Below are 16,078 nucleotides of genomic sequence, written 5' to 3' on the forward strand. Positions count from 1 at the left end.
TTATTTTAGCTCTGTAATTTTTGCAGTATCCATATCGCTATAGTCCAGATTTTCACCTGCCATCCCCCAAATAAAGGTATAGTTACTTGTTCCGGATCCAGAATGAATAGACCATGGCGGAGAAATTACAGCCTGATGATTTTGCATCCAAATGTGTCGTGTTTCATTTACAGGTCCCATAAAGTGACAAACAGCCTGTTCTTCGGGGATTTCAAAATAAAAATAGATTTCCATTCTACGATCATGAACATGGGCAGGCATAGTATTCCATACACTACCTGGTTTAAGCTCTGTCATTCCCATTTGTAACTGGCAAGTTTCTACCACTCCGCTAAGGATCATTTGGTATACTGTTCTTGCATTAGCAGTTTCCATCGCTCCAAGTTCTAACTTTTTAGCTTGTTCCTTAGTTACGGATTTGGTAGGAAATGCATGATGTGCAGGAGCTGAGTTTAGATAAAACCTAGCCGGATTATTAGCGTCATCACTATTAAAAACTACATTTTTACTGTCCTTTCCAATATATAGTGCGTCTTTATACCCTAGTGAATAGGTAGTTCCATCTACATTTATAGATCCTGGCCCTCCTACATTGATGGCTCCAAGTTCTCTTCGATCCAGGAAATTTTTAGCTTTTAAAGGATCGATTGCTTCCAGTGTTAAGCTTTTCTTTATAGGTACGGCAGAACCAGCCATATAGCGATCATAATGAGTGTATACCCAAATAATAGTATCTGATTGCATGAGATTATGTATCAAAAACTCATCACGTAATGCTTTGGTATCATAATGCTTTACAGATGCAGGTCCGTTAGCGTATCTGGTTTCATATATTGTATTATTCATAATATTTTTTATTCGAATGAAATGATATGTTTAGAATTATCATTTTTCATGATAATTATTTGCTTATTGTTTTTTTCTGATTCTATTTTTTTGATAAAAGATAATTCTTCGATGGTAAAAGGTGTTCCCGACTTTTTCCATAGCATTATGGTGATATAGGTATTATCTTTTTGACTAGGTTTATACTTTGCTCTGGCGTTGATTACTGTGCTTTCTTTTGCTTCTGGATGTAAACCAGAAGTAGTTTTGGTAGTTACAACATCCCATCCTTTTATTGGAATTACAGCGAGCTGATATTGACCGTTATCAATAATCTGAATCTCTTTGTTTTTTATCTTTTGAACTGATTTTTTAATATATCCATTAATATGGGGTAGACTATAATGCCCTAAAATAAAATCCAAAGGTTTTTTGGCATTGATTTTATCTACTCGTAAAATTCCATTTTTCAAGGGAATATCTACCAGGTTAATCAGAACGTCCTCAATGATTTCAGATTTTAAATCTCGATAGTAAACACCATTTTTAAACTTTTTAAAAGTATATAACCTTCCAGGTTCATATGGGATAGTATCCACTTCGGTCTTAAACATATAATTCATTGATACAATACCGCTAGGATCATCAGCTTGCCATGGAAAAGCACTATTATACGCTAGTTTATTATAATTTTCGCTTCCGCGGAAAGGCTCTTTAACTCCAGTAATGGGAACATTACACCAGGCTCGGATTTCTGTAGCTCCGATATCGGGATAATTTGTTAACATAATTTCTGAAGTTTTGAAAAACTTGTTATATGCCTTTCCTTTGGTTAATTTGTTATCCCATGCACCATCGTTTTCTGTAGCATTCCAAAACTCATTATCTTTAGGTAATAGTAAACTAAGAAAGGCTTTTCCCATCCAGTATACACTTCCTCGACAACTGTAATATTGAGTAGCAGGGTCAAATTCTCCATAAAACCCTAATGTTGGGACACCATCTTTTAAAAACTTGGGATGTTGTAAAAATTGAGATAATACTCCAGAAGAAATACGTCGCATCCATCCCCAATTTATACCTTTAGTTTCTTCTGGATAGAACCCTAAAAATGGAAAAGGACTTATAGATGCGATGCGATAACTTATACTTCGTCCCCACATAATCATTTTACCATCTTTACTAAACATATAAGGATAGCTATCTTTTATATCTAGAAAATTTGTTTTGAATTTTTTAGCAATTTCTGGATAGTATTTATTGCCAAATACTTCAGACCAATAGGCTGCATACATCTGAAACGCCCACATACTATAATAATCATACGCGGGATTATCATTGTACCAGCCATCTCCGCGATAATGATTTAAACTCTTATTGAGATAGTCAACTAATAATTTTTCATTAACATCATAGCCTTGACTTTTAAAAAAACTGAGAACAAAAATGTTAAAAAATTTCCAGTTAGAAGGTACGGTTGCTCCATCCCCGTAACTAATCATTTTACGAGCTAAAATATCTTTTTGCTCTTGTGTGAGTGGCTCCCAAACGACTTCGGGGATAGTAAAAAATGAAATGGCCAATGCACCAAACTCAACTAAGGTTTGTCCTGGCCAATCTTTTTCCTTGTCTTTTATAAATGAGGGGTGGTTTTCATCAATTAGGTTTAATATGTTATGACGATAATAATCTGCAATTTTGATGTTATTAATGGTTAAGTCTGGATTTTCTTTTAATAAAGGAGCAGCAACAAAAAGTGTTCTACATAAACCTTCTAATTTTTCTACCGGTATTTGCCAATCACCTCTTGGATAAGATACATCCCCTAATTTTGGAAACTTAAGAGGATCATCGATATCGTTTACATATGAAAAAGCACCTTCTAAAATATATTGTGCCATATCTAACCAATGTTCTCTAGTCATTCCCGTTTTTGGACTTTTTATATAATCAGGATTTGAAATCTGGTATATTTGTTGTCCACCATACATGGTGTACACCTCAGAACCTGCAGCAAGAAAAGCTCCGGTACCATACACTTCAGTTTGATCTTTAAATGATTTATCGGGACCAGCTCCTATAGGTTGTACATAACCTAGCATACCCTCGGGGGTAATATGACTGTTTAATGCATTCCATGCTTTTTTAATATGCGGTTCGTAGGTTGCCCTATCCAATACACCGTGATTTACACCCCATGCAAGTCCAAATGTAAAAAATGATGTCCCGCTGGTCTCAGGAGTGGGGTAGTATTTTTGATTAAGTAAACTCATGGACCAGTGGCCTTGTGGCGTCTGAATCTGAATGAGCTTTTTTGCCATTTTCAGGTAAATTTCCTTAAAGTATTCATAGGGTTTAGAACCAGGTTCATATTCATCCATTAACAGTGTTAAACCACCAAACACCCATCCGTTGCCTCTTGACCAAAATATCTTGTTATCATGATCAAGTTTATCAATAAAGCTATTGTCTCGATAAAATAAATGATCTTCTTTGTCAAAAAGATGTTGTCTGGTAACCTCATACTCTTTAAGCATCCAATCTGTATATTTTTGTTCACCTGTGATTTTTGCGAGTTTAGCCCAAACAGGAGGTCCCATAAATAGGGCATCACACCAGGTCCATCGCTCTAGATGTTTATAGTTATCTAAAGTAATAGGTTGCTGACTTGGGTTTTGCATGATCCAGTCTAAACGTTCTTTTGTAGGGATTATCATAGTGGAATCTTTAAACTTTTTGAAGGATTCCAAAAACATTTGACCTACAACATGATCATCAGCCATATATTTTCTCCAGTGTAATTGCCATTTTTGTGTTGTGCCAATTTCTTTTAACCATTTCCAATATCGATCATCCTTAGCCATTTTGGCAAATTTGGTCATACCCACATAGAGCGCTCCATTTGTCCAATCAGCAATATGATGAGGTTTATCCCTTCCACTGTATTTCTCACGAAAATGTATGATTTGCCAATCAGCAACTCGTTGCATTTGCTTGTATACTGATGTTGGAGTTATCTCTTGTTGATGATTTGAATCTATTATTTGGGCATTACTAACAAAGCAAAAACAGATAAATAAAATGAAGGTTATTTTGAGAATTATCTTTGTTGTATTTTTTTTCATATTTGTTGTATTTACTTTCATTTCTGAGCAGAACATCATTAATATTTAGTATTGATGAGTTTATAGATTTCGGCAGCTGCAAGGAGAAAAGCTCCACTTCCATAAGATTCTGAATCATCAAAACTCACGTCTGTAGGAGAATCTCCTACTTCTTGTACATATCCAAATGCCCCATCAGTGTGTATTGCCTCAGTCAAAAAATCCCACCCCTTTTTAATTATAGGCATGAATTGATCTTTTGGTAATAATCCATTATTGACTCCCCAGGCCATTCCATGTATAAAAAATGCAGTACCACTGGATTCTTTCTGTGGGTAAAATTTAGTATCTAGAAGGCTTTGACCCCAATATCCTCCTTCGGTTTGTATTGCACTCAGACGGGTACACATTTCGATGAATTGTTGTTCGAATTTTTTACGTTCAGGATGATTTTTTGGCATATAATCCAATACTCTGGTTAATCCTCCGATAACCCATCCATTACCGCGAGACCAATATATTTTAGATCCGTTTTTTGATTTTTTATTAAAAAAACGGTCATCTCTAAAGTATAAATGCTCTTTTTTATCATATAAATAATCTGATGTGTCCCACCATCTTTCTGTCATAAAGTTCAGGTACTCAGGGTTATTTAAAACTGCTGCAGCTCTTGCATATGCTGGAGGAGCCATAAATAGAGAATCACACCAACTCCACCATTCCCACCAGTATTTATTTCCATCGAATGTGACATCATTTTCAAGTCTTCTTCTTAAAGGCATTTCTAACATAAAATTTGATCGATCAATTATATGTTTATCTTCTTTTATTTCATAAAGTTCGTAGAAGACCTGTGTAATTGCATATACATTCGCATCATATGGTCGTGCTCTTGGAGTCCAATTCACGCTATCTCCCATTTCTACAATCGCATTGAGGTATTTTTCATCTTTGCTTATTGTATATAATTGCATTAATCCAATATAAAATGGAGCATAATCCCAAGTGTTTAATCCTTTACCTGTTGGATTAGCTAGTTGCCAATCTGCTACTTTCTTCATGAGTTGAAGCACTTGGTTTTGATCTATTGAACTTCTTTTTTCTATACAATCTTTGGTGTTTGCAGATAGATGAGTAGTTGTACAAAAACTAAAAAGTAAAAGGCAGATAGTACCTGATAATGTTTTGACTAAATAGTTTTTCATGAAATTTTGATATTCGTTATAGTTTAAAATTATTGGTGTTATATTGATGTATAGAAGGAACAAAAAAGCTTTGATGATTCCTTTCATTTTTGTTGCAATTAGCTTCGGATTATACAACAATCTTATCCTTAATGGATTTCTTAATCTTTTTAGAAAAATGCTATAAGATTCTTAGCCAAATTACTTAAAAGTCATAATAATAGTTATATTTAACCTTCAATTAACGGTATTTGTAACGGTTAAATCTTACTATTTTTGGATGATAAAATTTTGTAGTGATGAAAGATCTCTTAGATGATGAGAAAAAAAGAATACTCGAATGTATTCTTAGTAGTAAGGGTTTTTCTAAGTCTCCTACAAGTACAAATTTGCTTCGTTTTCTTGTAGAAGCAACATTGTCCAAAAAACAATTGAAAGAAACAACAATCGGAATCGAAATTTTTGGGAAACAATTTCTTGAACAAAATAATTCTTCCAGTATTCGAGTGAATATCTATAACCTGAGAAAAAAATTAGAAAAGTATTATCAGACAGAAGGAAAAGATGAACCATGGAAAATAGTAATAGATAAGGGACAATATTATACTTCATTTATTCAGAACACTACATTTAAATCCGAGGAGAAAAATTACAAGAAGTATTATAAAATACTTGGATTTACTTCTATCTCATTATTTGTAACACTAGTATTTGTTGTATCTAATTTGTTATATAAAAAACCAGTTGCATTATGGAATTCATTTTTAACAAATGGAAAAGAAACCACTTTGGTTGTTGGAGATTTCTTTGGATTTATGGCAAAAACCAAAACAGGAAGAATAGGCTGGAATAGAGATTATGAAATCAATTCATTAGATGATTTTTATGAACTACAAAAAAAGAACTCTGAGTTTAGAGATAATGTATTTCCTGCAAATTACTCATATGTAACGGGTATGGGATCTATTGCTGTATATCATTTAACTAAACTTTTTGAAAGTAATGGTAGAGATTTTTCTATTCGATTTTCTACCAAATCAACCTATGATGATATTAAGGAACATAATTCTGTATATATAGGTCCTACAAAGAATAATAATAAGTTTATTCAATATTTTAACGAACAAAATGCGCATTTCTCTATTCAAGGTAGAAAACTTAAGTATAAAAATCGTATTAAAAACAGAGATACCATATTTAATCTTGACATTGAAGGATTAGCTTCTGAATATGCTATTGTCTCTCGGTTAAAAGGAGTGGATGGTACAGAACAGTTTTTGTTTTTCTCTGATCATGATATAGGGGTAATTGCAACAGTAGAACTTTTTTGTGATCCCCAAAAGGTAGAACAATTTAAAAAAGAGTATATGAAGGATTTAGATACTTTTACCGCACTTTTTAATGTAACAGGTAAAGAAAGAACAAATCTCAATTTGGAACTAATAGCTATAGATGATACTAGTTTTAATACAGAAAATTAATACCTAGTAAATGCATGCTTTTGGTTTGTTTTTTACAAAATAGCTTTTATAATTTTTTGCTTTAATATCCATGCAACCACACAAATCCAGTAATTTAATGTTTTTAAAATCTATGGGGTGACTTTCTGCTTGCAATGCGATGTAACCTTCTGTTAATATGGTACCTGCTTTTGACATCCAGTAGTCTAGATCTCTTTGGATTCCGAAATTTCCTAAATTCGTTTCAGAACTATTAGCACTGTATTTTCCACCTGTTATTTGTGGTTTTGTGAATTTTAGGACAGAATCACCATTTACCATAAATTCCATATACTCGCCACCCATAATTATTGCATCAATGTGTACCCATTGATCACCATGATAGGTTTTAGAGGTAGAGTTTATACAATGGGTATAATCAACAGTGCTGTTAATTTCTACTGCGGTTCCCGGAGTACAAACATTAGCTGTCGTGCGCTCTCCTTTATTTAACCCTCCTAAGGTTTGTAGTTCTATCGAAATAGGAAAATCTTGTTGGAGTTCATTACTTTCTGCAGATTGCGAATGTAGCATCACACCGCTGTTCCTTATATTCCAATGTACACCACCTTTTAATTGTTCTCCTGTAAACCGATAATCAAAGCTTAATTTATAATAAGAAAAAGGTGTTTTGTAATATAAATGGCCAAAAGCATCATCAAATGTTTCATAATTGTCATATCGAATTCGAATCATACTATCCTGAACTATAAAAGTTTCTTTATAATTGTCATTTAATTCGTAACCAGAAATTTTTATATCCCATCCAGAAAGATCTTTACCGTTAAAAAGAGAAATCCATTCCTCTGTATTGATATCTTTTTCTGATTTGGCAGATGTACATGAATTTAAAACAGATAGTATTAATATCGAAAGGAGTATATATTTGAACATTTTGAATGAATTATTTACATATTGGTGTTTATATATTTTTATTGATTTTGCATCTATACATTCAATTCTTCCTTGCGAAAATTTCCAGGAGTTTTTCCTGTAAAACTTTTAAAAACCCTGGAGAAATATGATAGATTTTCTAAACCAACTTTTTCGGCAATTTGCTTTAAAGAATTATCTGTAGTAAGCAATAGCAATTGAGCTCTTTCGACTCTTTTTGATTGGATATATTTATTTGGTCTCATACCAAACTTTTGTTTGAATATTCGGGAAAAATAATCTGTACTTAAATGACAGTATGAAGCTAGTTCGTTTATGGTAAGTTCTTTGTCTAGATTTTCACTGATATGACTTAATACTTGACTTAAATTATTACGAGTAGTATTTTTTATAACCAGACGATTATGATCTTTAATAAATTTTGATAGAAGAATACGCAGCAATCCATTAGTTTCAAGGTAAAAAGCAGATGATAGTTTTTCGTTTTTCTTTTTAAAGGTTTGTAAAGTAGGTCTGTTATCATAAACCTCGGGATCATCATTGACTAATGCACGATTAGGATTAATTTCTAGTAAACGTTTAAAATAGGCAATATCAGTGTCTTTAGCTTTGAGTTCATAGACGAAGGATTTTAAATTAAAAATGGATAATCCATTTTTTATCTCCTCAAAGAAACTTATATAATATTGTTCATGATATTCATCACACTTATATCTACTATAAGTAAAACTAGGTATTAAATACATATACCCCGGTTTTAAATCAAAAGTCTGATCATTGTGATATACCTTGGCAGAACCTTTAGAAATATAGTACATTCTGGTAAATGGACTTACTACATTATCATAATTCCAATGTTTGTCCAGATGTGCATAACCAACATTGAGTAAAGAAAGTTGTAAAGATTGTAAGACTTTATGCATTAAATAAATTTCATCAACCGTAATATACAGGGAAAAATAAAGAATTTTCTGATAAAAGTCGTTTTTGTTGTAAAAAAATATAGCTTTTTATATAATTATGTCGGAAATGTACATTGTATAGTCTTTTTTGAGCAAAGATTTGTTGAACTTAACTTTTAAATTTGGAAGTGTATAAAAAATTATAATTTTAATGTCGTTTTTTAAAAGTATACCCCTATTCTTATTTACTGTTGTTATTATTTCTTGTGGAGGTCCTGATTTGCCAGAATTGGTTGAGATCGAATATCAGCAACTTCCAGAAAAATTAGATTTTAATCAACATGTAAAACCTGTATTATCGGATAAGTGTTTTTTGTGTCATGGTCCGGATAAAGCAAAAATATCTGCTGGTCTGCAACTTCATAGTTCAGAAACGGCATATGCAGAACTACCAGAGACTCCAGGTAAGTTTGCTATTGATCCAGGTAATCTTAAGAACTCTGAAATGTTTAGAAGAATCATGACAGAAGATCCAAAAGAAATAATGCCAACACCAGAGTCGCATTTGAGTCTTACAGAACGAGAAAAAGCGATTTTGATTAAATGGATTGAAGATGGAGCAGAATATAAAGATCATTGGGCATTTATTCCAATTCAAAAAACGACACCTCCCAAAGTAAAAAAGAAAGGATTAATCCAAAATCCTATTGATAATTATATTCTTTCGGTTTTAGAAGATCAGAAATTAACATTTGCTCCCGAAGCAGATAAAGAAATTATATTACGTCGTTTATCATTTGACCTTACAGGAATGCCGCCAACAGTAAAAGAGATAGATGATTTTTTAGTTGATAAAAGCGAAGATGCTTATGAAAAACAAGTCGATCGTTTGCTTGCCTCAAAACGATATGGAGAACAAATGGCTCTAGAATGGATGGATGTAGCTCGTTTTGCTGATACTCATGGATATAGTGTAGATCGGTATAGAGATATGTCTCCCTGGCGTGATTGGGTAATTGATGCATTTAATAAAAATCAACCTTATGATGAATTCGTAACATGGCAGCTTGCAGGAGATTTAATGGAGAATCCTACACGTGAGATGAAGTTAGCAACAGCTTTTAATCGTATTCATCCTCAAAATATGGAAGGAGGTATTGTAAATGAAGAGTTTCTTATCGAATATGCTGGGGATAGAGCAACTACAACAGGACAGGCCTTAATGGGGCTTACTGTAGCTTGTGCAAAATGTCACGATCATAAATATGATCCTGTTTCCCAAAAAAACTATTATGAAATGACCACTTTTTTTAATAATGTAAATGAATCTGGTCAAATTTCATGGAATGATGCAATGCCAACTCCAACCATGCTATGGACTAATGAAGAAGAGGAGAAAATGTTGACTTATATGGAGAATCTGGTTAAAGAAACAGAAGTTGATATAGAAAATACAATACAAGAAATCTCGCCAGAAATTGATACGTGGATTGCCAATAAAAAATATACTTCGGTAAAGCTTTCTAAAAAAGGCTTAATAGGCTCATATAACTTAAATAATAATTCCTTGACTAATAGTATAAATCCATCACAAAAAGCTACAATGAAACGTGAGTATACTGAAGGTCAACCGGTGGATTTGGTCGCTGCTAGAAAAGGAAAAGGAGTGCAGTTTAATGGAGATACCTGGTTGGACCTAAGAGAAGTAGGTGTTTTTGGTCGTCATCAACCATTCACTGTTGGAGTTTGGGCAAAAATTCCTAAAGAAGTGACAGACGGAAATATTTTTCATAAAAGCGACGGAGCAATTCTACATGCTTGGAGAGGATATCATTTAAAAATTGTGAATAATAAGCTAGAATTATTAATGGCACATACCGGACCTGATAATGCAATTAAGGAACATACTAAAATTGATATTCCTAAAGAAGTATGGACACATTTTGCAGTGACATATGATGGATCAAGTAAAGCTGCGGGATATAAAGTTTATGTAAACGGAAAAGAACTTGAAACAGAAATTATTGATGATAACCTCTATAAAGATATTCTTTTTGGTAGAAAAAAAGAACCTGCACTTCAGTTTGGAGCACGATTACGAGGAAAAGGTATTGCCGGAGGAATCATAGATGATATCAATGTATATAACAGAGAACTATCTGGTATAGAAATGCTTCAGTTAGCAGAGAATACAGGAGTGAATACATTATTAGCAAAAGCTCCAGAAGCATTAGATGCATCTGAAAAAAAACTTTTACAGCAGCATTATATCATGCATGCTCGTCCAATAAAAGAACAATATACAAAGCTTGTTAAAGTAAGAAAAGCCTATGTTGATAGTATAGAGCCTATAAAAGAGGTTATGATTATGAAAGAATCAGAACCAGTACAGGCATATGTATTAGAAAGAGGAGTTTATGATGCACGAGCAGAAGAAGTGTATCCTAATACTCCAGAATTTTTGCCTCCAATGGTAGAGGGTGCTCCAAAAAACCGTCTTGGATTTGCACAATGGTTATTTAAAAAAGAGCACCCTTTAACTTCTCGAGTGACAGTAAATCGTATGTGGCAACATTTCTTTGGTATGGGGTTAGTGAAAACTTCAGAAGATTTTGGAAATCAAGGAGAAATGCCAAGTCATCCAGAGTTATTAGACTATTTAGCATCACATTTTATGGAAAAAGATTGGGATATGAAAGCATTTAACAAGATGATTGTTATGTCTCGCACATATCGTCAGGATTCAAGAGTTTCTGAAGAATTAAGAATGATGGATCCAGAAAATAGACTATTAGCGCGAGGACCAGCAAAACGCATGACAGGTGAAATGTTAAGAGATAATGCATTAGCAGCAAGTGGTCTGTTGAATAATGAAATAGGAGGTGAAAGTGTAAAACCATATCAACCAGAAGGTTTATGGAAAGTGAACAATGCGACATATGAAGAAGATACAGGAGAAAAATTATATCGCAGAAGCATGTATACCGTTTGGAAACGTTCTGTACCACATCCTACACTAGCCACTTTTGATGCTCCCGCAAGAGATGTATGTACAGTTAGAAGACAAGAAACAAATACTCCACTACAGGCGCTAGTGCTTTTAAATGACCCTACGTACATAGAATCGGCCAGGGTTCTGGGAAAGAAAATGACTGATTCTGCTGATGCAAAAAAAGGAATTATGAATGTTTTTAGAAGTTTGACTGGTAGGAAACCCACAAAACAAGAATTGGACCTACTACTCGAACTAAAAAATAATGAATATAAGAAGTTTGCTTCCAACGAAGCTAAAATGAAGGGGTGGTTAAACTCCGGAGAATTCCGAATAGAAGAAAATGACGATAAAGCACTAATAGCAGCTAATGCTGTGGTTGCGAGTACGATTATGAATTCGGATGCTACAATAACAAAAAGATAAGCTATGTGTGATCACCATGACAAATTAAGGTCAAATAATAAGGACCTCCAGGAAGTAGAAAAAATGTTTGATCGTAGAGAGTTTTTAACAAAAACCTCTTTAGGATTAGGGGCTATTGCTTTTGGATCATTACTCAATGCCGATAAAGCATGGAGTAATGTTAAAAATAATAGGAAACCAGACCTCGAGATGTTTAGTAGAAACAGTCTTGGTTTACCTCATCATATGCCAAAGGCTAAGCGTGCAATTTATTTGTTTCAAAGTGGAGGACCATCACAATTAGAATTGTTTGATTATAAGCCCAAATTAAAGGATATGTTTGGTAAAGATTTACCTGCTTCAATTCGAAAAGGACAACGACTTACGGGTATGAGCGCTGATCAGACGTCATTTCCGATCGCTGCTTCAACATTAGAATTCAAACAATATGGAGAATCACGTGCATGGGTAAGTGAAGCAATGCCGTATTTATCAGAGGTAGTTGATGATATTTGTTTTATTAAATCAATGCAAACAGATGCGATCAATCATGATCCGGCAATTACCTTTTTTCAAACAGGTAGTCAGCAACCAGGTAGGCCTTCAATAGGTTCCTGGTTAAGTTATGGTTTAGGTTCTGATAATGAGAATCTACCTACTTTTATTTCATTGGTCTCAAAAAATGGAGGAGGACAGCCATTATATTCTCGTTTATGGGGTAATGGTTTTTTACCAACAGAGCATCAAGGTGTACAATTCAGAAGTGGAAAAGATCCAGTATTATACTTATCAGATCCAGAAAATTATGATGGGCATGATCGTCGTCATATGCTGGATTATCTGGGTAAGCTAAATAATATTCAGAATGATTCTTATGGTGATCCAGAGATTAATGCAAGAATGTCACAATATGAAATGGCATTTCGTATGCAAACATCAGTACCAGAGGTTACAGATATGAGCGACGAACCAGAGTATATTTTTGAAATGTATGGCGAAGATAGTCGTGATCCTGGGACCTATGCAGCCAATTGTTTGTTGGGAAGAAAATTACTAGAAAAAGATGTAAAGTTTGTACAGTTATATCATCAGGGATGGGATCAGCATTTAGGATGTCCAGGAGGGGTAATGATGAATTCGAGAAAAACAGATCAGGCAAATGCGGCTTTGATAAAAGACTTAAAACAGCGCGGAATGTTTGAAGATACTCTGATCATTTGGGGAGGAGAATTTGGGAGAACAGTATATTCTCAAGGAAAATTAACCGCAACTGATTATGGTCGAGATCACCATCCAAAAGCCTTTACTATGTTTATGGCTGGAGCGGGTATAAAACCTGGATTTACATATGGAGAAACCGATGATTTTAGTTATAATGTTGTAAAAGACCCTGTGCATACACATGATTTTCAAGCAACATTAATGCACTTGTTTGGTATCGATCATGAACGTCTAATCTACAAACATCAGGGGCGTCGTTTTAGATTAACAGATGTACATGGACATGTAGTAAAAGATATTCTTTCTTAGATGAATAGAAATCTATAAAAGAACATACCATTTAAATGCTAATGATTAGCTATAAATAGTACAATAAACAAACAATATACATGAGCTCAAGAAGAAGTTTTTTAAAGAATACGATTTTAGCAGGAACAGCAATTTCTACTGTACCTTCTTTTGGATTTAATATTATAAAAGGAATTGCTCCAGACGATAGTCAGATTATTGGGCATGGTGATTATAAATATAAAATACATCGAGATTGGGCAAAGATGAGCGTTAGTCAGAATCCTATTTTCAATTGCCACGAAATGCAAATGGATTCAAAAGGCCGTCTATTAATGCTTGGAGATCATACAGCAAATAATATGTTTGTTTTTGATAAATCAGGAAAATTACTAGATGCGTGGGGAACAAGATATCCGGGTGGACACGGACTTACTTTGCATGATGAGGGAGGAGAAGATGTACTCTATATATGTGATTCTGGTTGGGGACAAGATAAAGGCGGCGTATGGTTCGAACAAGCAGGAACTGTACATAAAACTAAGATTGATGGAAAGTTGATATTTACTTTTCCAGATCCAAGGACAATAGGTGTATATACTCATGATATGAAATATATGCCAACAGAAACATGTGTTGGGCCCAATGGGGATGTTTATATAGCTGATGGGTATGGATCAAATTATGTATTACAGTTTAGTCATAAAGGTGAGTTCATTCGCAAATTCGGAGGAATGAAGAATGAAAATAAGGAGCATAATCTAAATCAGACACATGGTGTAGCGATTGATTATCGAGATAAAAACAATCCAGTTTTGGTATGTACTTCTCGCAATGAACATTCATTTAAGTGGTATACGTTAGATGGAAAATATATAAAAACGGTTCATATGCCTGGTGCTTTTGTATGTCGACCGGTATTAGATGATGACAATATCTATGCAGGAGTATGTTGGTCAACAACGCGCAAAGGAAAAAATTGGGTTCGAGATACAGGATTTGTGACCATTTTGGATGGAAATAATAAAGTAGTTTCTAACCCGGGAGGAGAAGCACCTGTATATAAAGATGGGGTTTTACAACAAATGTATCAAGCGCCAAAGCCAACTTTTAATCATGGGCATGACGTATTTGTTGATGAAGATAAAAATTTATATATCTGCCAGTGGAATGCGCATAGAACACCACCAATAAAATTAGAAAGAGTATAATAATTTAGATGTATAGGTCTTTAAAGATCTAATATGACCCAAAATATAAATTACGAAATGAACGAAGTATCAGATATCATATTATTTTTCGGTAGATTTCACCCACTAGTTGTACACTTACCCATTGGATTCCTTTTTTTTGCTTTTATTCTAGAGGTTTTTGCTCGTTGGAAGAAAAATGATAATATTACGGCTGCTGTGCCATTAGCATTATTGTTGGGAGCACTTAGCGCTTTGGTAGCCTGTATTTTGGGATATATGTTATCACTTAGTGGTGATTATGAAGAAGGAGCATTAGATACCCATTTTTGGTTTGGTGTAATCACAACTATAATCGCCTTTTTAGCTTGGTTAATTAGTGCTGGAAAACTGAAGATAAAAGCTTTAAAACAAGGAAAACCATATATGGCTACCCTTACATTGATTGTGATTTTATTAAGTGTTACCGGACATTACGGAGGTAATTTGACGCATGGATCTGATTATTTAACGGCATACATGCCTTTTGGTAAGGAAAAGAAAGAAGATCTGGTAGCAGTAACTTCACTCGAAGAAGCTGTTGTTTTTGATCATTTGGTAAATCCAATTTTGCAGAATAAATGCGCTAGTTGTCATAATGAATCAAAGAAAAAAGGGCAATTATCATTTGCTAGTAAAGAAGCTATATTAAAAGGGGGAAAGACTGGAGCGACATTTGTTGCAGGAGATGCTTCAAAGTCTGAAATGATCCGTAGAGTACTGCTAGATACTCATGATAAAGAATTTATGCCTCCGGAGGGTAAAACTCCTTTGACAAAAGAAGAAATTGCTATTGTTGAGCATTGGATTGAAGTAGCCCAAGGTGATTTTGAAACTAAATTTGGAGCTATAGAATCTAATGAAGAGATAAAAGAAAACGCAGCTATAATGTTAGGGTTGGATGCTAATTCTAAAGCTAGTGCGGCTTTGGCTAATGTCCCTGCACCGGCAGAAAAGGATGTCAAAGCTTTAATTGACGCAGGTTTTAAAGTGAGAGAACTGGTTGCAGAATCAAATTTGTTTGATGTGATTCTACCAACAGGTAAAATCAAAAAAGAAAATTTAGAAGAACTATCATCTAAATTAGCTTTGCTTCAACCTTTAAAAAATAACATTGTATGGCTTTCTGTCGGAGGGAATCATATCACAGATAATGAGTTAAAAGTGTTTAAAGGATTTGAGAATTTACAATTATTAAAATTAGAACGAAACCCTATCACAGATAAGGGAATATCATCTTTTCCAGAATTGAAAAATTTGACATCCCTTAATCTATTTGGTACTGAAATCACTAAGTCTTCATTAACACAATTAGATAAATTTCCAAAATTAAAAAAAGTGTATGTTTGGAACACAGGCATAACAAAAGAAGATGTAATGGCATATGAAGCAGCAAATGATACCGATATAACAGTGAACTTATAATAGAAAAATTGAAAGCCCGATTTTGATCTTTATATTCAATCGCTATATCGCATATTTACGAAAACCTTTTTATGATTTTAAGTAAAAAAAACTCATAATATTTGAAGTTT

At 33.9% G+C, this 16,078-nt stretch carries 10 protein-coding genes; 5 read left to right on the plus strand and 5 right to left on the minus strand.

The genetic code is table 11. The features are described 5' to 3' along the window. From kduI to PQF96_RS12455, 3 genes are read right to left on the minus strand one after another with little or no spacing between them, the layout of a single operon-like run. A complete protein-coding gene (kduI, locus tag PQF96_RS12445) occupies nt 1-846 on the minus strand; it encodes a 5-dehydro-4-deoxy-D-glucuronate isomerase (RefSeq protein WP_271766502.1) in 846 nt (281 codons plus the stop codon). Between the two features lie 8 nt (nt 847-854). Further along, a complete protein-coding gene (locus PQF96_RS12450; protein ID WP_271766504.1) occupies nt 855-3,950 on the minus strand; it encodes a DUF2264 domain-containing protein in 3,096 nt (1,031 codons plus the stop codon). A 38-nt stretch (nt 3,951-3,988) separates the two neighbouring features. Further along, nucleotides 3,989-5,134, minus strand: coding sequence for a glycoside hydrolase family 88/105 protein (locus tag PQF96_RS12455; protein ID WP_271766506.1), 1,146 nt, complete (start codon nt 5,132-5,134; stop codon nt 3,989-3,991). Nucleotides 5,135-5,412: 278 nt separating this feature from the next. Between PQF96_RS12455 and PQF96_RS12460 the strand changes: the two genes are divergently transcribed. Beyond that, a complete protein-coding gene (locus PQF96_RS12460; RefSeq protein ID WP_109436811.1) occupies nt 5,413-6,594 on the plus strand; it encodes a helix-turn-helix domain-containing protein in 1,182 nt (393 codons plus the stop codon). A 3-nt stretch (nt 6,595-6,597) separates the two neighbouring features. Here PQF96_RS12460 and PQF96_RS12465 read toward each other — a convergent pair whose 3' ends face one another. Together PQF96_RS12465 and PQF96_RS12470 are read right to left on the minus strand one after the other, a co-directional pair. Further along, nucleotides 6,598-7,506 carry a 3-keto-disaccharide hydrolase gene (locus PQF96_RS12465; protein WP_143915399.1) on the minus strand — a complete coding sequence of 303 codons (909 nt, stop codon included), beginning with the start codon at nt 7,504-7,506 and terminating at the stop codon, nt 6,598-6,600. Nucleotides 7,507-7,559: 53 nt separating this feature from the next. Further along, nucleotides 7,560-8,429 carry a helix-turn-helix domain-containing protein gene (locus PQF96_RS12470; RefSeq protein WP_109436809.1) on the minus strand — a complete coding sequence of 290 codons (870 nt, stop codon included), beginning with the start codon at nt 8,427-8,429 and terminating at the stop codon, nt 7,560-7,562. A 190-nt stretch (nt 8,430-8,619) separates the two neighbouring features. Between PQF96_RS12470 and PQF96_RS12475 the strand changes: the two genes are divergently transcribed. The 4 genes from PQF96_RS12475 to PQF96_RS12490 all read left to right on the plus strand — a co-directional run bounded on the left by PQF96_RS12475 (nt 8,620) and on the right by PQF96_RS12490 (nt 15,968). Next, nucleotides 8,620-11,826 carry a DUF1553 domain-containing protein gene (locus PQF96_RS12475; RefSeq protein WP_271766508.1) on the plus strand — a complete coding sequence of 1,069 codons (3,207 nt, stop codon included), beginning with the start codon at nt 8,620-8,622 and terminating at the stop codon, nt 11,824-11,826. A gap of 3 nt (nt 11,827-11,829) precedes the next feature. After that, nucleotides 11,830-13,335: a DUF1501 domain-containing protein gene (locus PQF96_RS12480; RefSeq protein ID WP_109436807.1), complete on the plus strand. Its 1,506-nt coding sequence runs from the start codon at nt 11,830-11,832 to the stop codon at nt 13,333-13,335. Between the two features lie 80 nt (nt 13,336-13,415). Next, nucleotides 13,416-14,525: an NHL repeat-containing protein gene (locus PQF96_RS12485; protein ID WP_271766510.1), complete on the plus strand. Its 1,110-nt coding sequence runs from the start codon at nt 13,416-13,418 to the stop codon at nt 14,523-14,525. Between the two features lie 57 nt (nt 14,526-14,582). Further along, nucleotides 14,583-15,968 carry a c-type cytochrome domain-containing protein gene (locus tag PQF96_RS12490; protein WP_271766512.1) on the plus strand — a complete coding sequence of 462 codons (1,386 nt, stop codon included), beginning with the start codon at nt 14,583-14,585 and terminating at the stop codon, nt 15,966-15,968. The last annotated feature ends 110 nt before the right edge of the window (nt 15,969-16,078 follow it).

This window comes from Aquimarina algiphila, assembly GCF_947494415.1.
GTDB lineage: Bacteria > Bacteroidota > Bacteroidia > Flavobacteriales > Flavobacteriaceae > Aquimarina > Aquimarina algiphila.